Genomic DNA, 22,896 nt, shown 5'->3' on the forward strand with positions numbered 1-22,896 from the left:
GGCCCAGCCCCACTGGTCAATGTGGGCGATTGCCCGGTTTACCAAGTGTCATGACCGGACCGACGTTGCGCTTGAGCAACGCAGGAATCGCCTGTGCCGGGTGCACTCGCGTACGAAGCGTCGGCTGCCAGGAGGTATCGGTGACCAGTTGCAGGTTGGCCGGGGCCTGTGCGTTATACGCCTCCAGCAGGTCCACCTTGCGGCGGTTGATGACGTTGTCTTTGGCCGTGATCGCCTGCCCTTTCCAGTGCTTGATGATCCGCTCCTGCTTCACCGAAGGGCTGAAGGTAAAGGCGTTCGCCTCTGCCCAGATATGCGAGTCGTAACCCACGCCAAAGACGTAGCCGAAGGAGACGCGGGCATCGTCGTTACGGATGAAATGGTTGTTGTAGACGTCTGCCTGCCCCCAGCGCAGGCGTGGCGCGCGCTGCCCGACGTTGACGAACTCATTGTGATGGATGGTCACTCTCAGCTTGCCAGGATCACCCGCCGCCGGCGAATCGGTGGAACCGATCAGCATGAGCTTGTCCCGATTTTCGAAGCGGTTATAGGAAATCGTGACCAGATCAGATCCGTAGGTGATGTCCACCGAACCGTCGTGCTGCTGGAACGGCCTGCCGAAATACGACGGCAACAGGTCATCGAAATCAGGCTCGTCACTGTAGTAGTTGTGATCGATCCAGATATTCGACGAACCATTGATGATCTGGACCATGTCGTATTCGCTGTTCCAGTTGCCAGCCGAGCCATCGGTCGGGTCCCACTGCGGGAAGCAGTCGCTCACGGCCAAGTGGTTCAGGTTGCGCACGATCACGTTGCGTTGGCCGTCGATTCTCAGCGATAGGCCGATAAGGCTCGCTTCAGGCGTCGCCCCAATGATGGTGGTGTTGCTGGGTACAAAGAGCAGCATGGTTTGACGCTGATTTTCAGCGGCCTGCACCCGTGCATTTTCCGGCCCGCCTGAGGGCTCCGTGTCCCAACCCCACACTGCAGGATCGTATGTCGCCAGGTAGCTCTCGAGGGTGTAACCGGTGCCCCGTGCGTAATCCGCACAGCTCAGGGGGTTGCCCGAGTCGTCTGAATCCCCCAGCAGAGTGCCGTGAACGCGGATGATCTTTGGTTCATCACCCGCCTCATCGAAGGCGGCCTTCATCTGCGCCCGAGTGGTTACATCATAGACCCGTGAAGGCGCAGCAAGCGCACCGCCGGTGGTGCCGGCGCCCATGGAGGCGAAGCCGTCGCGAGCCGGCAGCGTTTGCCGCTCCAGCGGAACCTTGCCTGGGTGCATGACTGGCGAAGCAGCAAAAGCGACTGGAGTCAGCGCCACGCCTATAGACATAGCCATGAGTGTCACAACATTCCGCATGTTCTTATCCTTATTTTGATTGTTGTCATACTTCAGGGTTAATAACCGGCCGAAGCGGCCCGCTACTCGGCCGATCGTTAGTCTAGGCGGCATTTTCAGCACGTCTACTTGAGATATGACGTCATACCTTATGAGGAATGATTTTCCGACGAAATGCGTTTGCTGTGAATGTACGCTAGGCTCTCCGGCCATCGCCGCACGGTAGACGAGCCTGTCGGCACGGTTGCCTCGCTCCATCTCATCAATGCTCCGGATTTCTCATGCCCCTTATCCGTATCCCGCAGGTAACCGAGCTGGAGGCCCTGCCCCGCTTCGATGGGCTGCAGCTCGAAGAGATCGTTGCGCCTGAAACGCCAGCGGCCTTCGCTGAAGCCGTGAAGGATATCTTCGCGAGGCAGCACGTCGGCTTCGATACCGAATCCAAGCCCACCTTCAAGGTGGGCGAAGTATCCACGGGGCCGCACCTCATCCAGTTTGCAACCTGCGAACGGGCCTATTTGTTCAAAGTGGGCCTGGACGGCTGCATCGAGGCCGCTCGCTCGATACTTGAGTCGGATCGGGTGCTGAAAGTTGGCTTCGGGTTGAGCTCTGATCGAAGCCGTCTGCGCAGCCGGCTGGGTATCGAACTGCGCCACTTCATCGATCTCGGTACGACGTTGCGCTATCAGGGCAAGAAGGGACAGGTCGGGCTGAGAGGCGCGGTTGCCGCCGTGCTGGGCGCGCGCGTAAGCAAGTCCCGAAGCGTCTCGACGTCCAATTGGGCCAGTCGCACGCTTACCGACGCGCAGCGGGTCTACGCCGCCAATGACGCCTACGCAGCGCTCCGGGTGTTCATGGCGCTGGGCGATGATGCAGAAAGATCACTGGCAGACCGCATCATGCCGGCAGAGAGCGAAAGCACCTAGAGCACCCAGAACACGCCGAGCGCTCATCAGCGAGCGCTCCATTTACAGAAGCGTGCAACGCATGCCCTCCAGCGGCGTCTACCCCAGAGACGTTCCCAGAGGAGGTAGATGTGGAAGGCATGTTTTTCAGCGGCTGGTCAACACTGGTTCGTACGCTGGTCATCGGCGTACTGGCCTATATCAACCTGATCGTACTGCTGCGTATCTCTGGCAGGCGGACGCTCTCGAAGATGAATGCGTTCGACCTCATCGTCACGGTTGCCCTCGGTTCGACCTTTGCCACCATCTTGCTGAATCGGGACGTATCGCTGGCCGAAGGCACACTGGCGCTCGCCTTGCTGATCGGGCTGCAGTATCTGGTGACCTGGACGAGTGTGCGGGCCGGCTGGATTCGCAAACTGGTGACCGGCGAGCCAGCCCTGTTGTTCTATCAAGGGCAAATGCTGAAAAGCGCAATGCGCGCGGCCCGGGTAACCGAAGATGAAGTGCGCTCGGCGATTCGCTCCAGCGGGCTGTCTGCGATGGACGAAGTGGACGCCGTGATCCTGGAGACGGACGGAAGCTTCAGTGTCGTGAAGAAAGGCTCAGGTCATAGCCGTTCGAGTCTGTCCGGCGTCATGACGCCCGGGCCACGAGACATTCAGGTGTAGCCTCATACTGGTATAGCCGCACCGTCCGTTTATGGAGGTTGGCAGCATGCAGGTTTTGCTGAACATCGATGTCGGTGACGTAACGCGCGCCATCACCTTCTACCGAGACGCGCTCGGATTGACCCACGCGCGCACCTTGCTCGAAGGGGCCGTCGCTGAAATGCTTGGCGCCGGATGTCGGATTTATCTGATCGAACGAGCGACGTACGAGCCAGCTACAGAATCGGGCGATGCGCTGCGCACCTATGAACGGCACTGGACGCCAGTCCACCCTGACTTTGTCGTTGACGACGTAGACCAGGCGCTGGCGCAGGCCATAGCGGCAGGCGCGATAGCGGAGACGCCCGTGCGTACGTTCGACTGGGGCAGGCTGGTCACCCTGAGCGACCCCTTCGGTAACGGCTTCTGTCTGATCGAATTTCCCGGTGAACCCTATGCCCTGGAAAGCGGGCCAAGCGGGACGGCAGAAGCTCCATAGTGATTTCTGCCTATTGCCCCATGTCGGCCGAACATTTTTGTAAATGGCCTTTAAGAAAGTCCGGACATCGCCGAGAAGATGAATGAGCAAACATTGCTCTCCAATTCATCGGGTACGGACCAATGTTCAACAAGAAGCTGAAGCAGGAGCTGGCGGAACTGCGCGAGGAAGTCGCGACGAATCGACAGATCAGGGAGTCGTTGTATAGGGAAATGATGGTACTGGAAGTCGACCCACAAGGTCGCGTTCAGCATGCCAACCCGCTGTTTCTCAGCGAAATGGGTTTTCGCCTCGACGAACTCGTCGGTCGCCCGATCGATAGCTTCTTCACCGATGAATTCAAGAGTGAGCCCAACTACGCCAAACTGAAGGTCGCACTGCAGAAGGGCGAGCATGTCAGCGGTGCCTTTCGCCTGCTAAGCGCCAACGGCAAAGAGGCATGGCTTCGTTCGATCTGGCAACCGATCAAGGCATCCAATGGCTCGTTGCTCAACATCACGCTCTGTGCCAGCAATCTGACCCGCACCATTGCCACATCCCAGGAGCATGACAGCCTCATCAGTGCGCTCAAGCGTTCGACGGCCGTTATCGAGTTCGATCTGTCTGGCCAAGTCATCACTGCGAACCAGCAGTTTCTCGATGGCATGGGTTACCGCCTCGAGCAGATAAAAGGCAAGCACCACAGAATTTTTTGCGAGCGTGAAGAGGCTGAATCTCCAGCGTACCGGGAGTTCTGGGCGCGGCTGAATCGAGGAGAGTTCGTCGTCGATCGCTTCAAGCGCATCGACGCCCATGGCCGGGACGTCTGGCTGGAGGCTTCGTATAACCCGGTTCATGACGTGTACGGCAAGTTGTACAAGGTCATCAAGTTCGCCACAGTCATCACTGATCAGGTCAATCGCGAGCTGGCGGTATCTGAAGCGGCCACCATTGCTTTCAGCACGTCCCGGCAGACTGATTTGAGTGCGCAACAAGGCGCCGCCGTCGTTCAGCAGACCGTGGATGTGATGCGCAAGATCGCGCTGCAGATGCAGGACGCCTCAGAGGGCATCGAGGCGCTGGATAAACAATCGCAACTGATCAGCGCCATCTTGAAAACCATCAGCGATATTGCCGATCAGACGAACCTGCTGGCCCTTAACGCCGCCATCGAAGCCGCACGAGCGGGCGACCAGGGACGAGGCTTTGCTGTGGTTGCAGATGAAGTTCGCCAGCTTGCCGCCCGTACCAGCAAGGCCGCCGGAGAGATCGTCGGTGTGGTCGGCAGGAACCAGGACCTCGCCCAAGCAGCGGTCGAGAGCATGACGACCAGCCGCAGCCAGGCCGAACTCGGTCTGGAGTTCGCCAACCAGGCGGGGGCGGTGATTGTCGAGATCCAGGACGGAGCACAGCGAGTCGTCAGCGCCGTAGGCCAGTTCGCCAGCCAGCTGAAGCAATAGCTATCAGCGCAAGCTGGCACTGTGGTGTGGCGCTCTGCGCAGATTGGTAATCGGGGTCGGGTACGAGCGATCAGGCTGATCGCTCGGACTGATGACCATAAACATGCTGCCACTGCCAGCCATCTGCGCCGAGCAGGGCATGCAGCAAGGCGTGTCGTTCGTCCGCCCTGCCCTGACGTTCGGCTATTCGATCAAGCGGTATGTCGGCATCCGTGACTGACGTCATGTCTGGCTCTACCGGCTCGGGTTGCGACGTGATGCCCCCTAGATAGTTGGAGCGCTGCATCTCGAGGTGCTGCTCCAGCGCTTCTCCGAGCATGCGGCGCTTGAGGCGGTCCTGCGGCACCTGGGAGCCCACGCAGTCGAGCAGACGCAAGACTTCGGCGAGATTAGCGATGGCCGGGACGATATTCTTCTCCGCCCGGCTGTTGTGAAAGCAGCGGATCACCGGATAGGCGTGATGATTGAGGGTGTGTTCCACGAGCATCTGCCTGATGTCGGTGGCGCTGTCATAAAAGGATGAAAAGTCCGAACCGTTCCAGCTGTTGACTAGAATCTCCTGCGGCGTGCGCCCCATGCTGCTGATCAACAGGCTGAGCTGATTTTGCAAGCTGACCGCCGACAGTACCGGAACGATGTAAGTGATGGCCGCGGTGATCAGCGTAAGCCCGCAAAAAGCCGCGGCGCTGGTCAGTACCCGCCAGCCATCCCCAGCGGCCGAGTAATCGCCAACACCCAATGTAGAGAGCGTGAATCCCGCGTAATAGAATGTCTCCCAGAGATCGGCGGCGACTTTCGTCGTCCCATCCTGCACCGAGCCTGGATGGGAGGCAAACATCAGAAACAGGCTCAGCCACAGGCAGCCAATCCAGAGCAGCAGGACAGAAACCAACACGCACTGCCCTGCATACTCGAGCAGCCTCGACTCCCCTCGCCGGCCAGCCGCCTGAAAAAAGCAGCGCCATACCAGTCGTGACACCCCATTGGTCAGCGTGCCCCCGCCGCGAGTCGACAGCGTTGTCTTGGTTACATCGAGCACCGTCGCAAGAAAAAGCACGATCCCCAGAATCAGAAATGCCATACGGCCTGCTTCGCCTCTATCTGAACGTTAATCAGTTATGAAGCGCACCGAACCCATGAAGTTCAGATAAGCGTTTGAGTCAGCCGTTACGCTGATGCGGACCCCATCACATTCGGGTATCGTCGCCGCTCAAATTATGCGCACCCCAAGCTTATCGTTTCGCCAAAGGATGGCCCGATGTTCGCCTGTGCAAGTTCAGGTTGGAGTTTCTCAGCGCCGGTGCTTTTGACGCTGTTGGTTGGTTTGGGGGTAACGGTGCTGGCGCGCTGGATCGGCCTGCGCCAGCGCTTCGCTGGCAGCGGTGCATTCCGGCTGATGCATGTAGCCATACTCTGGTGGCTTGCGGCGGCAGCGCTTGAAATGAGCTTTCATCAGCAAAGCTGCAAGATGTTCTGGGCGGGAATGGCCTGGCCCGCAATCCTGGCGGTGCCGACCTTCTGGGCGATCTTCCTCTGGCAATACATCAACAGCATTCACTCACCGATCAAGCCCATGACAATAGTCGGCCTGATGGGTATCCCATGCCTGTTCTGGCTGCTGGCGATCACCAATCCGTGGCACTGGCAGTTCTATGGTCAGGGCAGCGCGCCGATCAGCGCCGAAGTCGGCGCGCCCATCGTTTATCAGCATCAATGGCTGTTCTTTGTCGCTGCCGCCTACGGCTATCCATTCATGCTGTTCTGTATCGGCATCACGGTGCGCGCAGCGTTGGCCAGCAAGGGCGTCCACCGTCGACAGTTCCTGATCTTTCTGGTCCTTACGACAGTCCCCTGGGTAGCCAACATCAGCTATGTCGCCTTCGGCTGGATGCTGTTTGGCTTCGACCCGACGCCGTTCAGCTTTGCGATCACGTTGACGGGTTTTGGCTGGCTGATCACCGGCATGCGCCTGTTCGATCTGTTACCCGTGGCGCGCCATCTACTGCTCGACGCCTTGATCGATCCGGTGCTGGTGGTCGATCCGCAGCGCCGTGTTATCGAAGCGAACCCCGCAGCCCTGCGGCTGGCAGGCCTGGACCGCAACTGGCAAGGCCGGGCGCTGGCGGACTGGCCGTTGATCGGGGAGGCGCTGGACGACCTGTTGGTGAAGGAAACGCTAGCGGAGGAATCGCAGGTGCTGAATCTCGAAGCTCGCGGGCAGCATTTCGAAGTTCGGGCGCGTGAAATTAACAAGGCAGAACGAGACGGCACCTTGTTGCTGGGCCGAATGCTCTACCTTCGAGACGTGACCGAATACCAGCACAGCCAGCAGCGGCTTGCCGAGTCGCTGGCACTGAGCAAACAGCAGCTGGAAACCATCTCTGCCCTGCTCGATACCCTGCAGAGCCAGGCACTGCGTGACCCTCTCACTGGTCTGTTCAACCGGCGTTATCTGGACGAATTCTTTACGCTGGAGCTGGCGCGAGCCCAGCGTGACGCAACGCCGATCGCCCTGGCGATGCTCGACCTCGATCACTTCAAGCAACTGAACGACACCCATGGCCACGGTGCCGGCGACGATGCACTCAAAGGCGTGGCCACATTCCTGTTGGAAGGTTTACGAACAACGGATGCGGTATTTCGGGTAGGCGGTGAGGAATTTCTTGTGGTGCTGCCTCGCACACGAGGGCGCGAAGCATTGGAAAAGCTCAAGCGTCTGTGCAGCCAGTTCGCCGAACTGGAGATACAGACGCGCGCCGGCCCGTTGAGGTTGACCATGTCGGTCGGGCTGGCGCTTTATCCGCCGCACGCCACTGACCTGAGCGGGCTGATGCAGCAGGCAGATGCCCAGCTCTACCGAGCCAAGCGCGATGGCCGAAACTGCGTTGCCGCCAGCCTTGAGACCCAGGGTGCTCAGTGACCTACCACGACCTCGCTGATCTGTCGTACTGGGCTTAGATCGGTGTAGTTGGCGATATCGGCAACGATTTCTTCAGCATGTGGTGCGATTCCAGCCTGAAAGGCTTCCAGCGACTCACTGAAGATGTGGCACATGGCGATATAAGGTGCGGGAGTCTCAGGCACCCCGCCCGAGATCGCCTTGTCGATTGTGTAATACAGGCATGCATCGCCCATACGCTCCTTGAGCAACGGCATATGCGTGTCACGGTAGTAGTCGTGATCGAACCGAGCGCCGGGTGTATTGGGGTACATCACACTGACTTTGATCATGCGACTCATATCCTCATGAATTCGTGGGGTAGCCTGCCGGTGCTGCAAGCCCGAGCAACGAACGGTATCACGCTGCCTGGCCCAGCGGTGGCCGGTGCCTACTTGACCACGAACCTTCCTTCCATGCCTTTGTTCTGCAACCCACTGCAGTAGAACGGGTAACGGCCTGGCTTGATTGGTAGGAAGAAGATCTCCGCCTCGCCCGCCTCTTCGAACTCCAACTCTACGAGGGTAATCGCCTTGATCTCGACGCCGCCGGCCTCAACCTTGCGCAGGAAGATCGAGCGCGAAAACTCCGGTGCCTGGAAAGCACATTCCTTCTGCCCATCGCTGATGACCTTGAGCTGATAAGCAACGCCGGTTTCCAGTTCGTACTCTTTCTGCGACACCGCGTAATCCGTTTCTTCGGATCCGAATTTGAGGTCGGGTAGCGCCTGAGTGCGCAGGGTCAGGTCGCCAGCGGCGAACACCTGATCGAAGCCAATGAGGCTGCCGAGCAGCAGAAGATTGAGGGTCAGGGCTTTGAAGAGCGGCATGGGCGTTCACTCATTCTTGTTATGGACGCCTGCATGCTATGGGCCATCAATCAAGGCCGAATTACTACCTTGGTACACAGTGCCTGGTACTTTCTGCATATTTCACCGCAACGACAGGGTTCCTATGCTGGCCGCAACGCCATAGGAGTCACCCATGTTCACTTCCTGCCTGAGAGCGGTTTGTCTAGTCGCCATCGCCGCCTGCATGGCTCAGGCGAGCGCAGCACCAAGCGCTCCAGTACTGGAGGTGAAGATTGCTTACCTCGGTTTTCGACCGGACCCAGGCCCGCTACTCTCAAACGTCATACCAGAGCCCGAGGACGCCGGGCTGCGGGGCGCTGAGCTGGCAATCGCAGACAGCAACTCCACAGGGCGCTTCCTGAACCATCGATATAGCTTGCAGAGCCACACAGCTGACACGGAAGAACAAATGCTCAAGGCCGCTCGAGAGCTGCATGCCGACGGGCTGCGACTATTCGTCGTCAACGCGCCCGACGCAACCCTGCAGCAGCTCTCCGAGGCGATGCCCGACAGTCTGCTGATCAATGCCGGCAGTGCCAACGACGAGTTGAGGACAGCGAGTTGCCTGGCTAACGTGCTGCATACACTCCCTAGCCGCAGCATGCTGGCAGACGCTCTAGGCCAATTCCTCGCGGCTCGCCGATGGAACCGCTGGCTGCTGATCAGCGGACCGACTGAGGGCGATCAGGCCTATGCCGTCGCGATCAAGCGAGCCGCCAAGCGGTTCGGGCACCGGATCATCGAAGAGAAGCCATGGTCCTTCGATAACGATCAGCGGCGCAGCGCTCAGGCAGAGATGCCCGTATTCACCCAGGCGGCTGATTACGATGTTGTCGTTGTCGCCGATGAGCGCGGCGACTTCGGTGAATACGTGCCCTACCACACGTGGCTGCCGCGCCCGGTAGTTGGTACTCAGGGGCTCACGCCAACCGGCTGGCATAAGACGGTGGAAACATACGGCGCCGCACAGCTTCAGAAGCGCTTCGAGACTCATGCCAATCGCTGGATGAACGACCGCGACTTTGCTGCCTGGATCGGTGTGCGCAGCCTCGCGACGGCAATCACCAAACTTGGCATCACGGACGCTCGAGCAATCCGCCGGCTTTCACTCAGCGAGACATTGCCGGTGGACGGGTTCAAGGGTCGCAAGCTCACGTTCAGGCCCTGGAATGGCCAACTTCGACAGCCCATCCCGTTGGTGCATCCACGGGGGTTGGTGAGCAATTCACCACAGGACGGATTTCTGCACCCCACCAGTGAACTGGACACACTGGGCTTCGACCGCCCCGAAAGCAGTTGTCGGCTGAGCGATTCAACCTGATGACCTTCATCCTCCGCTCCGCCTACGGGTTCGCCCTGGCCTTGGCTGCGCCAGTCACGAGTGCCAGCGAGCTTGGCTATGACGCCTATATCGACAGCGCGAAGCGCATCAAATGCATGTACGGCTACGTAACCGCCAAGACCGGAAATTTCGACGCAGCCAGGCAGATATTCGAGGACTGCATCGCACGTTGGAATGACGTGTATTTGATGATCTGGCTGGCCCAGATGCACGAATCCGGCTCTGGCGTGCCGGTGGACCTTAACAAAGCCGCGGCGCTCATGGAGCGCGGCGCCAACCAGCCCGACGACACCAGCTACGTGAGCCTGGCCCGCTATCACTGGGGCACGGCTTTAGCCGAGGGGCGAGGCGTGAAAAAGGACTGGCAGACCGCTCGACGTTGGCTGCTCCGAGCGTCCGAAGGCGGCCAATCCGAGGCGGACGAATACCTGATGCGCATGGATCTTTCAGCTGAAACCAAACCGCCAACTGACTACAACAACAAGAGAGCCCCGTGATGACCCGAACCCTTCTCGCTGTTTCTATCGGTTTCACGCTCACCTGCGCCAGCGCTTCGGCATTGGCAGCAACCGCCTATGTCTCCAACGAGAAGGACGACACCATCAGCGTGATCGACCTGACCACACTGGAAACCGTCGAGACCCTGGAGGTCGGCCAGCGTCCGCGCGGGCTCACCCTTTCCCACGACAACAAGCTGCTCTACATATGCGCCAGTGACTCGGACACGGTTCAGGTTATGGACCTGGCGACACGCAGGATCATCAAGCAGCTGCCATCCGGCGCGGACCCCGAGCAGTTCGCCCTCCACCCGAACAACAAATGGCTCTACATCTCCAACGAGGACGATGCGCTGGTCACTGTTGTGGATGTCGACGAAGAAAAGGTGATTGCGCAGATCGATGTCGGCGTCGAGCCGGAAGGCATGGGCGTTAGCCCTGACGGCAAATGGGCCGTGAACACCAGCGAAACCACCAACATGCTGCATTGGATCGATACCAGCACCAACGAGCTGGTGGACAACACACTGGTCGACCAACGTCCTCGGCATGTGGAATTCACGAACGACAGCAAGTTGCTCTGGGCTTCCTCGGAAATCGGCGGAACCGTGAGCGTCGTCGATGTTGGCCAGCGCCAGATCATCAAGACACTGAACTTCAAGATCAAGGGCGTGCATCCGGACAAGGTCCAGCCGGTGGGCATCAAGCTCAGCTCCGATGGCAAATACGCATTCGTCGCCCTCGGTCCGGCCAATCATATCGCCGTGGTCGATGCCCAGTCCTATGAGGTTCTGGACTACCTGCTGGTAGGCCGCCGTGTCTGGCACATGGCATTCAATCTCGACGAGAGTCTGCTGCTGACCACCAACGGTGTCAGCGGGGATGTTTCGGTAATCGATGTGAAATCGCTCAAGGTGGTGAAGTCGATCAAGGTCGGCCGCTATCCTTGGGGCGTAGTGGTCGCGCCATGACCGCGTTACAGGTCGAGCACGTGAGCTTCGCATATGGCGCTCGCGAGGCGCTTCAGGACGTCACGTTCAACACCGGGACAGGCTCCTTCACAGCCCTGCTCGGCCCTAACGGCGCCGGTAAATCGACCCTGATAGCGTTGCTTACGCGGCATTATGACCTGCGCCAGGGTGACATCCGGATTGCCGGTTTCAGCCTGCGCAGCCAGCCACGCGAGGCGCTGCGTCGGCTGGGCGTCGTGTTTCAGCAGAGCACGCTGGACCTTGATCTCAGCGTCGAGCAGAACCTGCGCTACCACGCGGCTTTGCACGGCATGCCGCGCAGGGTGGCCAATGACCGCATCGAACTGGAATTGCAGCGCCAACAGTTGCAGGACCGTCGCAAGAGCAAGGTCCGCGAACTCAACGGCGGTCATCGTCGGCGCGTGGAAATTGCCCGTGCGCTGCTCCACAAACCAAGCTTGCTGCTGCTCGACGAAGCCAGTGCCGGGCTTGATCCTGCCAGCCGCCAGGGGTTGAACGAGCACGTGCGAGCGCTTTGCCAGGACCAGGGTACAAGCGTGCTCTGGACGACGCATCTGCTCGATGAGGTCCACGCCGCCGACAACCTGATTATCCTCAACCGCGGCGCGCTGGTGGCGCAGGGTCGCGCTGACACACTATCGGGGGTCAATGGCAACCTTCAGCAGACGTTCGCGCGACTCACGCGCAATCCGGTGCCGGTCTGATGGGCGTACATGCCCAGCTTGCGGCCAGCCCTACTGCGCGCTCAGTTCAGGAGCCGATGCCATGAATGCCTACTGGGAATGTCTGCGAGCGATCGTCTCCCGTGAATGGCTGCGGTTCGTGCAGCAGCGTTCGCGCTTCTTAAGCGCTTTGGTGCGGCCGTTGCTGTGGCTGGTGGTGTTCGCGGCGGGCTTTCGTGCAGCGCTCGGCATCGCGATCATCGAGCCATACGAAACATACATTACCTACGAAACCTACATCGTCCCCGGGCTGGCATGCATGATCCTGCTGTTCAACGGCATGCAGGGTTCGCTGTCGATGGTCTACGACCGGGAGATGGGCAGCATGCGGGTCCTGCTCACCAGCCCACTGCCACGCAGCTTTCTGCTGGCAAGCAAGCTGCTGGCAACGGCACTGATCTCGCTGCTTCAGGTTTATGCTTTCCTGCTGATTGCCTGGCTCTACGGCGTGCAGCCGCCTGCTGCGGGGCTGCTCAGCGCCCTGCCCGCGCTGCTGCTGGTTGCCCTGTTGCTCAGCGCGCTGGGGTTATTGCTCTCGAACGGTATCCGTCAGCTGGAAAACTTCGCTGGCGTCATGAATTTCGTCATCTTCCCGATGTTCTTTCTTTCGTCAGCGCTGTACCCGCTTTGGAAAATGCGCGAAGCCAACGAATGGCTGTTCTGGATCTGTTCGCTCAACCCTTTTACTTACGCGGTAGAGCTGGTGCGATATGCGCTGTACGAGCGCCTCGACCCACTGGCGCTGATCGTATGCATTGGCCTGACACTCGCGTTCAGCTTGCTGGCTGTATGGAGCTTCAACCCGCAACACGCGGCCCTGCGCAGAGCGACCTGAAGATCTACTACTTTGGTACTGGTTTTCCTGTCCATCGTAGGATTTCAAACTTCGGCGCTTTGCCCTGTAATGAGGCCGACGGATGTACTCTGAAGCCGGACATGACGGACCTGCCGAGTCGATGCGCCAATGTCGTATATGGAGAACGACGGGGCTGCTCGACCGACATTCACCCGCTTACGATTGCCGGGCCTGATCGAGCGTCCTGGCCGTTGGCGGTAACCGCGCCTCACCGCCTTCAGGCGCAGTAAATGCAAAGGCTTCCGCTCCGATCTACCCCACCATAATCACAACAACGAGGTGACCGGCCGTGTACAAGATACTGATCGCTGATGACCACCCGCTTTTTCGTGAAGCCATCCATAACGTCATTCAGGACGGCTTCCCGGGTAGCGAGATACTGGAGACCGCCGACCTCGACAGCGCACTGGCAATGACGCTTGAAAACGATGACCTGGATCTGGTCCTGCTCGATCTAAACATGCCTGGCATGCATGGGCTCAACGGCCTGATCAACCTGCGCAACGAAGCGCCGACCATTCCCGTGGTGATAGTGTCAGCCGAGCAGGATAAGCAAGTGGTGCTGCAAGCCATCACCTACGGCGCCTGCGGCTTCATCACCAAATCGTCGCCCCGCGCCCAGATGACAGAAGCGATCGAGCAGATCCTCAATGGCAACGTCTATCTGCCATCGGACATCATCCGTAGCCAGAAACCAACCACCCGACGCTCGCAGAACAATGAGCAGAGCATTCCGCCAGAACTGTTGCAGGCATTGACGCGCAAGCAGCTGTTGGTCCTGGAGCGCATGACCAAGGGCGAATCCAACAAGCAGATCGCGTACAACCTCGACATCGCTGAGACCACTGTGAAAGCCCACGTTTCAGCGATCCTTCGCAAGCTCAACGTGCACAACCGCGTGCAGGCGATCCTTTCGGCTGGCGACATCGACTTCACCGCGTATTTGCGCAGGTAATAACCCTTCACCCACGCAGCCGTGGTATGAGCCAAACGTGCCATGAACCCCTTGTAGCAGCCGGTTTGCTGGCGATCACGACGGCTTCCGCGTGGCACCTGATCGCGAGCAAGCTCGCTCCTACGAAAAGCACGCCTACTGAATCAGTCTCTTAAGCCATACGGCAGGTCTGGACCAGGTTCGACGCCTCGAAATCCCCCCTCGTCCTGTAAGAGCCAGCTTGCTGCCGATCACGACGGCTTCCGCGTGGCACCTGATCGCGAGCAAGCTCGCTCCTACGAAAAGCACGCCGACTGAATCAGTCTCTTAAGCCATACGGCAGGTCTGGACCAGGTTCGACGCCTCGAAATCCCCCTCGTCCTGTAGGAGCCAGCTTGCTGCCGATCACGACGGCTTCCGCGTGGCACCTGATCGCGAGCAAGCTTGCTCCTACGAAAAGCACGCCGACTGAATCAGTCTCTTAAGCCATACGGCAGGTCTGGACCAGGTTCGACGCCTCGAAATCCCCCTTCTTCCTGTAAGAGCCAGCTTGCTGCCGATCACGACGGCTTCCGCGTGGCACCTGATCGCGAGCAAGCTCGCTCCTACGAAAAGCACGCCGACTGAATCAGTCTCTTAAGCCATACGGCAGGTCTGGACCAGGTTCGACGCCTCGAAATCCCCCTCGTCCTGTAGGAGCCAGCTTGCTGCCGATCACGACGGCTTCCGCGTGGCACCTGATCGCGAGCAAGCTTGCTCCTACGAAAAGCGCGCCGACTGAATCAGTCTCTTAAGCAGTACGGCAGGTCTGGATCAGGTTCGACGCCTCGAAATCCCCCCTCATGCTGTAGGAGCCAGCTTGCTGGCGATCACCGGTGCACGCAGTTTGCAGCGGATCGCGAGAGAGCTCGCGCCGAACGGTTGAGAAAAATCGCTGACGGCAAAAGCTCGCCCGATAAAGCCTGACGCAGCTCTAGGAATGCCCATGCTGCATCATGTGGCACATCGCGGTTTTCAATTTCATTGGGCGAACGGGCTTGTGCATCAGCATATGGCCCAGCTCCCGGACCTGTTGCTTCAGCTCATTGCTGTAATTGGCGGTGATCATCAATGCGGGCAGCGGGCTCGCGCGACGGGCGTTGACCGTCTCGACCACGTCGACACCATTGCATCCGTTATCCAGATGGTAATCGGCGATGATGAGATCTGCGTCGGCATGGAAGTTGTCCACCTGCCCGGCCAGGTCCTGCTCGGATAGCGCGGTGACGACCTGGCAGCCCCACCCTTCGAGCAGCGTGCGCATCCCCGCGCAGATCGCGGTGTCGTTATCGAGCACCCATACCCTCGCCCCTTTGAGACGCTCGAGCAGCAGATCCGTCGTAGCGGGCTCAACCGCCGTCTTGGGCGCACGCTTGGCCAACGGCACTTCGACGGCAAACATGGACCCTCGGCCAGGCACGGATCGGACCTGAATTCGGTGGCCAAGGATGCGCGCAATCTTTTCAACGATCGCCAGGCCCAAGCCGAGGCCACGATCCTGCTGCGGCCGCACGACCTCGCCTCGTTTGAACTCATGGAAGATTTCCTCGAGCTTGTCTTCAGGAATGCCGACGCCGGTATCCCAGACCTCGATGGATAAGCTCTGCCGACGGCGGCGGCATCCCAGCATCACACGGCCATGCGGTGTATAGCGGATGGCATTGGTCAGCAGGTTGCGCAGGATCCGCGCCAGTAACTGAATGTCGCTACGGACCAATGCCGAACAAGGCACGAAGTCCAACTGCAGCTGCTCGCTGCCAGCTAGCTGGCGAAACTCCACCGCCAGGTTTTCCAGTAGTTCGCTGACAGCGAAGGGGGCGATATCAGGCTTGATCACCCCGGCATCGAGCTTGGAAATGTCGACCAAGGTACCGAGCAGGTTCTCGACGTCTTCCAGGGAGTTGCTGATGTTGCGGATCAACCCGCCGCTGGACGCCGTGGGCTGCTCAAGCAGCGCACTGGTGAAAAGCCGCGCGGCGTTGAGTGGCTGCAACAAATCGTGGCTCACGGCCGCCAGGAACTTGGTCTTGGAGAGGTTCGCCAGTTCGGCCTCACGTTTGGCCTCCCGTAGACGCGCTTCGGCATGGGCACGCTCATCGATCTCGCACAGTAGCTGATCATTGAGGCTGGTCAGCTCCGCGGTACGCTCGCGTACCCGCTGCTCAAGGTTCTGGTAAGCCTGGTGCAGCGCTTCTGCGGTACGGCGGCGGTCAGTGATGTCCTGGATAAGGACGAAGATACCCACAACTTCACCGCTTGCCAGCCGATTCGGCACGTAGGAGCGCAGCATGTAACGCTGCTGCCCGGAATGGTTGTGCTCGGCCATTTCGAAGCTGACGCTCTCACCGGACAGCGCTCGGTCGATGTAAGGCTCAAGCTGGTGCCAATGATCGCCGCTATGAAGGTCGCGCAGCGATTGGCCGAGCATTCCGTCACTGGGCCAGCGATACCATTCCTCGTAGACCTTGTTGGTGAATTCGTACGTTAGGTCCGCAGAAACGTAGGCGATCAGTGCCGGCACGTGGTCGGTGATAAGGCGGATCCATCGCTCGCTTTCGCGCAACGCTTCGGCATGACGGTAACGCTCTGTGATATCGGTGAACGTGTTGACGAACCCGCCGGTAGGTAATGGATGCGTGCGAATTTCCAAAGTGCGGCCATCGAACAGGTGCTGCTCCATCTCATTCAACAGTTGTCCGTTGGGGGCATGGGTTTGTGGGGTCAAAAGCATCAGTTCGCTATCTGCCATTACCTCCTCGAAGGGTCGGTGTGCCTCGATGGGCGCGAGCCCGCAGAGTTCGAGAAAGCGGCCATTCCACAACTCCAGGCTACCGTCTGCACTGACCATGGCCACCCCTTGAGACAGGTTGTCCACGGCGCGTTGCAAGAGTCGCGACTTCTGCGCCAGAGCCTGTTCGCGGCGCATGGTCTCGCTGATCTTCACCTCCGTGATATCGGTGTAAAGCATCACCAGCCCACCCTCCCGGGTCGGCCGTTCGCTTACCTGTACCCAACGCCCATTGTGCAGACGGTACAAAGTGGGCTCATTGGCCTTGCCTCGGTGCTCTTCGGCGATCAGCCCGCTGCTTTCGGCCAATCGCTTGAGCTCCGACAGCCGTGTGCCGCTGTTGATGCGCGCACGAGTTCGGCTCCAAAGCGACTTGAAACGCTTGTTGAACAGAACGATGCGCTGGTCCTTGTCGAACAGCACGAAGGCGTCGGAGATGCTTTCGATGGCATCCACCAGATGTTGATGCGCGGTTTCCGCCCGCAGCCGCGCGTCGCTGAGCAGCCGGTTACTGGCCTTTAGCTCGGCCATCGCCTGGTTCAAGGCATCGGTGCGTTCTCGGACCTGCTCGGCCAATTCGACGGAGTGCTGGAACGCGGCGTAAGACGCATCGCGTCCAGTGCCGCTGGACTCGATACGTTCGATCAGCGCGGCATTGATGCGCCGCAGCTTGTGGTTCTCGCGTTCGAGCTCAGCCTCTCGGTCCAGCGGTTCAGCGAGCACTCTTTTCTCCAGGCCGCCCTCCCGGTCGGCCGATGGCGACACCGGTGAAGGTCTGGTTGATATGCATGCCATTGAACTGCTCTCCATAGGTGTTGAAACCGATCACCTGCTGGCGTTTAAGGAAGCCCGAAACGTCGTCGGCTGAGCCATGGCCGTCTATTTCGAGGCGTCGCAGGAAGCAATCGCAGCCAATGGTCAGCAACGGCGAACCGAGGCGCTGTTCAAGGCGCTCGAATAGCGCTTCGAGATTGGGCATCAGTGGCCCGGGCCGCATCGCGGTCAGCACGATGCCGTTTTCCACCGCACAGTAGAACGTCAAGCTGAGATCTTCATTGACCTTCTGGATGGAGCGCACGTAGTAGTGCTCATTGATCCGCACCGCAAGCGGATGCGCGGCAAACAGTCGGTGATCGAGATCGCCGACCTCGACCCCGACCAGCCGGGCGTACTCCTCCGCTGCCGGTTCGGCGTTGAGTTCATAGACACGGCGGGCATGGCTGTCCGCCCGCGTCACTACCAGCTTTTCGCTCCGCGGCAGGATGTGGTGCGTGGTGAACACCTCGAAATCCAGCCATGTGTTTACCAACACGACCACGGCAGCGCCGCTGTGGAATTTGCCATCGAAGTAGACGTGGGTGTCGGTCAGATGATTGTCATCACCAGCCGAACCGCCGAAATGCGGAATGCTGCCAAACGCGGCGCTGAGCGCCGACAGCACGATTTCCTCGCGACTGGACAAGCCATCGAGCAAGGTCAGCGCAAAGCTGTGATCTTTGATAGGCGCCAGGGAATTGCTGCGGCAGGCGCTTCCCAGCCTCTCGACCAACTGCTGCGCATCGATGAGGCTGAAGCGGTCCATTTCGTCGATGAGTTCGCACGCGATGGAGAAGCTGCGATGATCGAAGCCCACCGCGGTCACGCAGCTGCGCCCGTAGCCTTGGGATGTGATCTCCCCGGCCGAGGTGCAACCGACCATGGGCACGCCTCCGAAATACTGTTGCAGTGCATCACCAAGAGCAGGCAGGTCGTACTCGGCAGAGCAGAAGAACAGCACGAAACCCAAATGCGGATGAATAAGCTGGCGAGCCAGATCCTGGGCGACCGTTTCGACGTTCCGGGCTTCGGACATTGCTGTGCGTACTACCGATTCTTGCTCCACGCCCAACCCCACACCGTAATCGTATGACCCCATTCTTGGTCAGGGCATTGGGTACTGAAATGCTACTTCAGTACCGGCAGCGGCCTGCCAAGGTCGCAAAGCGACGAAACACCGCATGCATCCCGGAAATGAAAAACGGACGCATCAGGGCGTCCGTTTCAGTGTTTCATGATCTGTACTAGAAGCTCAGCGCCGCGCCTATGGCATAGGTGCGGGTGTCTTCATCGATGGCGTCGGTATCACGACCAGTCAGCTCGAACCGGTTCACCTCCGCTACCAGTTTCAGGTTGTCGTTGATGGTGCGGAAGTAAGCAATACCGCGGGTTTCGTAGTCAGCAGCTGTACCCAGGCCGTTGCCGTCGTCCTTGGTCTTGCCTGCGGACAGTGCGATGCGATTCTTGCCAAAGGTGTACGAGCCCTGCAGCAGGTAGCCATCGCTATCGACGTCCCGCAGCTGCGCCTTACCTGCGTTGTTTGTGTAGAACGGATTTATGCCTTCGGCCTTGAAGCCCGACGCGGTCACGGAAAATGCGCCCACCTTGGCCTGAACGCCGTAACCGATGCCCTTGGAGTCGATCTCTTCAACCGTGCTATCGGTGTTCTTGGAGGTCTGCTGCATCCCATTGACCCATGAGTAGATCTGCGCCCCCGAGAGATCGAACTGGTAGGTGACCTCGGTTTCGAAGCGTGGGCTGTCCTGATAGGCCTCATCCAGCGCACTGCTGGCGTCGTCCGTGGTGTCGACCGGGTCCATGATGCCTGCGGCTACGCGCAGGCCATTCATGACAGGCGAGCGATAGGTGATCTGCGAGGTCGGGAAAGGGTATGGATAGCCGGTCCCGATGTTGCCGAAGGATACGCCGCCAAAGTCGACAAGCCCCAGGGTATCGCTGACCTGACCGTAGCCTGCGAGCATCTCGTCGAGGAAGATGTTGGACCGGCCGAACAAGCCGAAATCCTTGCCGAACAGGACCTCACCCCAGCGGTCACTGGACGCCGTGCCGTAGAACTGGCGTACATCGATGCCTGTCTCGGTGCCATTGGTGTCGCTATCGTTGATCGTGACCCAGAAGGAGGAGCGACCGCCGACCTTCACCTGCTCTAGCTGTTTGCCAAAGTTGAAGCCGATGTAGTTCGGCAAGAAGCCCATCTTCACCCGTGATTGATCGCGGTCGAATTGTTCTCCGGCTCGGTCGACGTCGCTGCTGACATAGAAGGTATTGAAGTACCCGTCGACCGAGAACGTGGTGTCGTCCCTGTCGTAGAGCATGATCTCGGCAACCGCCGACTGGCTCACGCTCATGGCAATTGCGCTCGCCAAGGCCAAAGGCAATGACGTGATGAGTGTTTTCTTGTTGTTCTGCATGGCGCTCTCCGCTGATAAGACGACGGGCAGTCGTGTCGAGGCGGATTATCGGAAGCGCAATAAATGGCCTATACGCTGCGATAGCGGCGACCGGCTACTACTTTGGCCGTGGCGCCTGGACCACTCAGCAAGGCTGCTGCCACCGTTCCGAGCGGCGTAGCGCTTAGGTCTTACACCGTTGCGCTTAGGGGGCAGACACAGCAACCGGGAAGCCTGAGCGCCGGATGCACGAAGGCTGGCAGCTGTTTACCTGATTACCTTTTCGAGTAGCGAAGTGTTCGGATGGATCAGGTCCAGCTCATGTTCGGTGCGGCCGCGTTACTCAGCACGACCCAGCCACCCGTGCCACGGCGCAGTGCCTCCGACGCGGCCGTTAGATCATGCGGCTTCAAAGCGCGCATGGCAGCGGCGACCTGTTGTGGATGATCGATTTCGTGGCCCGACATGAGGCTTTGCCAGGCTTGACTGGCTCGGGCGCGCAGGTCCATCTCGTCAGCAACGTGCGTGTTTGCCGCCTCGCGCGCGAGTTGTTCGGAGAATGCTGCCGTGTCTTCCGCCAGTTTCTCGCGAAATGAAGACAGGAATGCCTCGATATGTTCGAGGATCTGTGCAGCCGATGCCGTAGGCGATTGCACCCCAAATACGATGCCCGTACGGCTGCCGAACTGACTGAAACGACTGAAAACCGCATAGCCCAACTGCAACTCACTGCGCAGCCGGCGATAGAAGGCACCTTCGAGTTGCTTAGCCAGCACCCGCCAGGCAGCTTCGCATTCGGGCGTGATTGCTGGCAGCGGGCAAAAAAGCAGCAGGGCTGTGTCATCCCGAGGCGCCTGATTGCCAACTGAAAGCCAGCGCTTGTGTGGCGTATTGGTAACGGCGCTGTTCGCCAATACGGATCTGCCTGGCAAGGCCTCCAGCGCATGGGCGATTGGCCCGCTCATGTCCTCCGCGAAGCCCACCGCCAAACCCTGCCATATTGCGCATTGCCAAGTTTTCGTCAGCTCGGCGCTGTCCGCCTGCACTGGAGAGTTCAGGGTAGTGACGGCAGGCCCGAGCATTCTTGGCAGGCGATCGAGCAATTGTCGAAGCAACATCGTGTCGCCCCGCAGCGTATCGTTATCCGCATGCCGACTGTCCTCGATAAAGGCCGTTGCCGGCGGTGCAGCAAAAAGCGCAATGATGTCCCCGAGAATAGTTGGTATGGCTTCGGCAAAACCTTCCAGGCGAAGCAGCCATGCGTCACCGACATCGTCGAATTGCAGCGCTACTCCCGCTTGGTGCGCCGCCCAGATGCTTGGCCGAATAACGTGCGCGAGCGCGTGCCAAAGACTGGATGAAGGCAGGCCACCAGTGAACTGCCATCGCAGGAACAGTGCGCCCTGCCCGCCTTTGTCCTGCGGCCCGCTCCAGCTCAGCGCGGTCGGGAGCCCACGGGCTTCATGCCGCGCTACCTCGCCAGATAGCCAAGGGTTTCGCGCCGGTTGCTGCCATTCCCAATCGATTCGATTCGGCTGGAGCGCTGCCTCGAACGCCATGCGTAGTGGAAAACCCTCGGTATCGATGATTGGGCAAACCGTGGCATCGGCGGTCAGTACCAGTGGCGCGTAATCAGTGACTTGCCTGGTGATTGCTGCCAGCGCCTGACGTATCCCAGCCTCATCGCTGTCAGCGCCCCATGCCCAGGGCTCCACCCAATACCGAAGCTGAGCCAACGGCTCGGCAACCTGCAGATTGCGGCGGCGGATCAGCCGGTAGTCCTCCCAGCACGACGGCCAGTGCGCACCTTCGGAGAAGAAGCGCAGCCAGTCGAGAACCGCATCGACCAGGGTCGCGCGCTCGTCATTCCCTTTTTCCATCGGCAGCATTTCGATTACCGCGACGCCCTGGTCTTCATACCAGTAAGGGACGCGTAGCTTGACCGACCGACACAAGCCAGCCTCACGCAATTGCTGTGCGAGCCCGCCTGGCGCTTGCGATTCAACCCATACACCCAGATAGTCCAAAGCAGCTGGTGATTGTTCGCGCACGCCATCGAACACGAACGCAATCAACAAACGTGGCTGGACACTATCGAGCTGCAATCGAAGCCATCCATCCTTTGTCTTGCACAATGCCGGCGCCTGCGGTGAAGCAACCCTGCCGGCTGGCAGCTTTGCGGCTGCCAGCTCGGCAAGCTGCAATAAAATTTCCGGGGTTTGAGGTCCAGCCAGCAATAGCTCGATCTGCCCGGCCTGATAGAAGCGGCGATGGTAGCCAAACAGGGCCTGCTGAAATGCGTGATCCTCGACCGGCAAGGTCTCGCGGTTGCCAGCATGAAAACCGCTGAAAGGATGCGCCGGCGCCATAGCTCGGCCCAACGCTGCATCACATAGCGTTTCCGCATCCTGCGCACGTGCGTGGAACTCCGCGTGCAACACTTCGCGCTCGCGAAGTTGGGCGTCAGGGTCGAGTAGCGGATGGGCGAGCATGTCCAGCAGACGAAGCAGAGCATGCTCGAAATGGCGGGCCGGTATCTGAAAGAAGAAATCGGTATGCCGCTCCCGCGTTGAGGCGTTCAGCTGGCCCCCATGGCCTTGCACGAAGGGCATCAGGCCATCGGCTGCGGGATAGTCGCGACTGCCTAGAAACAGCAGGTGTTCAAGAAAGTGGGCAAGGCCTGGATAGTCTGTGGGCGCATCATGCGAACCTGCATGGACGCGAAGCAACGCCGCTGCCTGAGAACTGGCCCGTTGCGGCAACAGTCGCACCCGCAGCCCATTGGCGAGGGCTAGCTGAGCTGGGCGCTGAGCGGGATCGGCTGACGTGGGCATTGTATGTGCGTTCCGTCTATGGGCCTGGAGCATCGCGCC

The 22,896-nt window shown here is 59.6% G+C and carries 19 protein-coding genes; 11 read left to right on the forward strand and 8 right to left on the reverse strand.

Annotation, left to right across the window (positions count from 1 at the left end; all coding sequences use genetic code 11):
- Positions 1–16: 16 nt before the first annotated feature.
- Positions 17–1,345 (reverse strand): pectate lyase family protein, encoded by a 1,329-nt coding sequence (locus EA797_RS14955; protein WP_208644455.1) that lies wholly within the window; start codon positions 1,343–1,345, stop codon positions 17–19.
- A 281-nt stretch (positions 1,346–1,626) separates the two neighbouring features.
- Between EA797_RS14955 and EA797_RS14960 the strand changes: the two genes are divergently transcribed.
- The 4 genes from EA797_RS14960 (at position 1,627) to EA797_RS22135 (ending at position 4,838) form a co-directional block, all read left to right on the forward strand.
- Positions 1,627–2,271, forward strand: coding sequence for a 3'-5' exonuclease (locus EA797_RS14960; protein ID WP_122166589.1), 645 nt, complete (start codon positions 1,627–1,629; stop codon positions 2,269–2,271).
- Between the two features lie 110 nt (positions 2,272–2,381).
- Positions 2,382–2,921 carry a DUF421 domain-containing protein gene (locus tag EA797_RS14965; protein WP_122166591.1) on the forward strand — a complete coding sequence of 180 codons (540 nt, stop codon included), beginning with the start codon at positions 2,382–2,384 and terminating at the stop codon, positions 2,919–2,921.
- A 46-nt stretch (positions 2,922–2,967) separates the two neighbouring features.
- Positions 2,968–3,399, forward strand: a complete 432-nt coding sequence (locus EA797_RS14970) for a VOC family protein (RefSeq protein WP_122166593.1) — start codon at positions 2,968–2,970, stop codon at positions 3,397–3,399.
- 122 nt (positions 3,400–3,521) lie between these two features.
- Positions 3,522–4,838 (forward strand): methyl-accepting chemotaxis protein, encoded by a 1,317-nt coding sequence (locus EA797_RS22135; RefSeq protein ID WP_122166595.1) that lies wholly within the window; start codon positions 3,522–3,524, stop codon positions 4,836–4,838.
- A gap of 70 nt (positions 4,839–4,908) precedes the next feature.
- Here the strand turns inward: EA797_RS22135 and EA797_RS14980 are convergent, their stop codons facing one another.
- Complete coding sequence (locus tag EA797_RS14980) at positions 4,909–5,919, reverse strand: potassium channel family protein (protein WP_122166597.1); 1,011 nt, start codon at positions 5,917–5,919, stop codon at positions 4,909–4,911.
- Between the two features lie 177 nt (positions 5,920–6,096).
- Here EA797_RS14980 and EA797_RS14985 point away from each other — a divergent pair, with 177 nt between their 5' ends.
- The gene (locus EA797_RS14985; RefSeq protein WP_122166599.1) at positions 6,097–7,758 is read left to right on the forward strand and encodes a histidine kinase N-terminal 7TM domain-containing diguanylate cyclase; all 1,662 of its coding nucleotides are present in this window, start codon (positions 6,097–6,099) and stop codon (positions 7,756–7,758) included.
- On the opposite strand, the gene EA797_RS14990 is transcribed toward EA797_RS14985, so the two are convergent.
- Positions 7,752–8,069, reverse strand: coding sequence for an EthD family reductase (locus tag EA797_RS14990; RefSeq protein WP_122166601.1), 318 nt, complete (start codon positions 8,067–8,069; stop codon positions 7,752–7,754). The two genes, EA797_RS14985 and EA797_RS14990, sit on opposite strands and share 7 nt — an antisense overlap.
- 98 nt (positions 8,070–8,167) lie before the next feature.
- Positions 8,168–8,605, reverse strand: a complete 438-nt coding sequence (locus EA797_RS14995; protein WP_122166603.1) for a cupredoxin domain-containing protein — start codon at positions 8,603–8,605, stop codon at positions 8,168–8,170.
- A gap of 154 nt (positions 8,606–8,759) precedes the next feature.
- On the opposite strand from EA797_RS14995, the gene EA797_RS15000 reads away from it, so the two are divergent.
- The 6 genes from EA797_RS15000 to EA797_RS15025 all read left to right on the forward strand — a co-directional run bounded on the left by EA797_RS15000 (position 8,760) and on the right by EA797_RS15025 (position 13,990).
- Entirely contained in the window at positions 8,760–9,947 is a 1,188-nt protein-coding gene (locus tag EA797_RS15000; RefSeq protein ID WP_122166605.1) for an ABC transporter substrate-binding protein, read from the forward strand.
- Positions 9,947–10,465 carry a tetratricopeptide repeat protein gene (locus EA797_RS15005; RefSeq protein WP_122166607.1) on the forward strand — a complete coding sequence of 173 codons (519 nt, stop codon included), beginning with the start codon at positions 9,947–9,949 and terminating at the stop codon, positions 10,463–10,465. Before EA797_RS15000 ends, EA797_RS15005 begins: the two co-directional genes overlap by 1 nt.
- The gene (locus EA797_RS15010) at positions 10,465–11,436 is read left to right on the forward strand and encodes a YVTN family beta-propeller repeat protein (protein WP_122166609.1); all 972 of its coding nucleotides are present in this window, start codon (positions 10,465–10,467) and stop codon (positions 11,434–11,436) included. Before EA797_RS15005 ends, EA797_RS15010 begins: the two co-directional genes overlap by 1 nt.
- Complete coding sequence (locus EA797_RS15015) at positions 11,433–12,161, forward strand: ABC transporter ATP-binding protein (RefSeq protein ID WP_122166611.1); 729 nt, start codon at positions 11,433–11,435, stop codon at positions 12,159–12,161. The genes EA797_RS15010 and EA797_RS15015 overlap by 4 nt, the downstream gene beginning before the upstream one ends.
- A 61-nt stretch (positions 12,162–12,222) precedes the next feature.
- Positions 12,223–13,014, forward strand: a complete 792-nt coding sequence (locus EA797_RS15020; protein WP_122166613.1) for an ABC transporter permease — start codon at positions 12,223–12,225, stop codon at positions 13,012–13,014.
- 310 nt (positions 13,015–13,324) lie between these two features.
- Positions 13,325–13,990 (forward strand): response regulator transcription factor, encoded by a 666-nt coding sequence (locus EA797_RS15025; protein WP_122166615.1) that lies wholly within the window; start codon positions 13,325–13,327, stop codon positions 13,988–13,990.
- A 952-nt stretch (positions 13,991–14,942) separates the two neighbouring features.
- Here the strand turns inward: EA797_RS15025 and nahK are convergent.
- The 4 genes from nahK to pqqF all read right to left on the reverse strand — a co-directional run bounded on the left by nahK (position 14,943) and on the right by pqqF (position 22,857).
- The gene (gene nahK / locus EA797_RS15030) at positions 14,943–17,591 is read right to left on the reverse strand and encodes a hybrid sensor histidine kinase/response regulator NahK/ErcS' (RefSeq protein ID WP_244214128.1); all 2,649 of its coding nucleotides are present in this window, start codon (positions 17,589–17,591) and stop codon (positions 14,943–14,945) included.
- The gene (nosP, locus tag EA797_RS15035; protein WP_122166617.1) at positions 17,509–18,711 is read right to left on the reverse strand and encodes a nitric oxide-sensing protein NosP; all 1,203 of its coding nucleotides are present in this window, start codon (positions 18,709–18,711) and stop codon (positions 17,509–17,511) included. The genes nahK and nosP overlap by 83 nt, the downstream gene beginning before the upstream one ends.
- A 145-nt stretch (positions 18,712–18,856) precedes the next feature.
- Positions 18,857–20,044 (reverse strand): porin, encoded by a 1,188-nt coding sequence (locus EA797_RS15040; RefSeq protein WP_122166619.1) that lies wholly within the window; start codon positions 20,042–20,044, stop codon positions 18,857–18,859.
- Between the two features lie 287 nt (positions 20,045–20,331).
- Positions 20,332–22,857, reverse strand: coding sequence for a pyrroloquinoline quinone biosynthesis protein PqqF (gene pqqF, locus EA797_RS15045; protein WP_122166620.1), 2,526 nt, complete (start codon positions 22,855–22,857; stop codon positions 20,332–20,334).
- Positions 22,858–22,896: the final 39 nt, after the last annotated feature.

The organism is Stutzerimonas zhaodongensis, assembly GCF_003696365.1.
In the GTDB taxonomy this organism is placed as follows: Bacteria; Pseudomonadota; Gammaproteobacteria; order Pseudomonadales; family Pseudomonadaceae; genus Stutzerimonas; species Stutzerimonas zhaodongensis.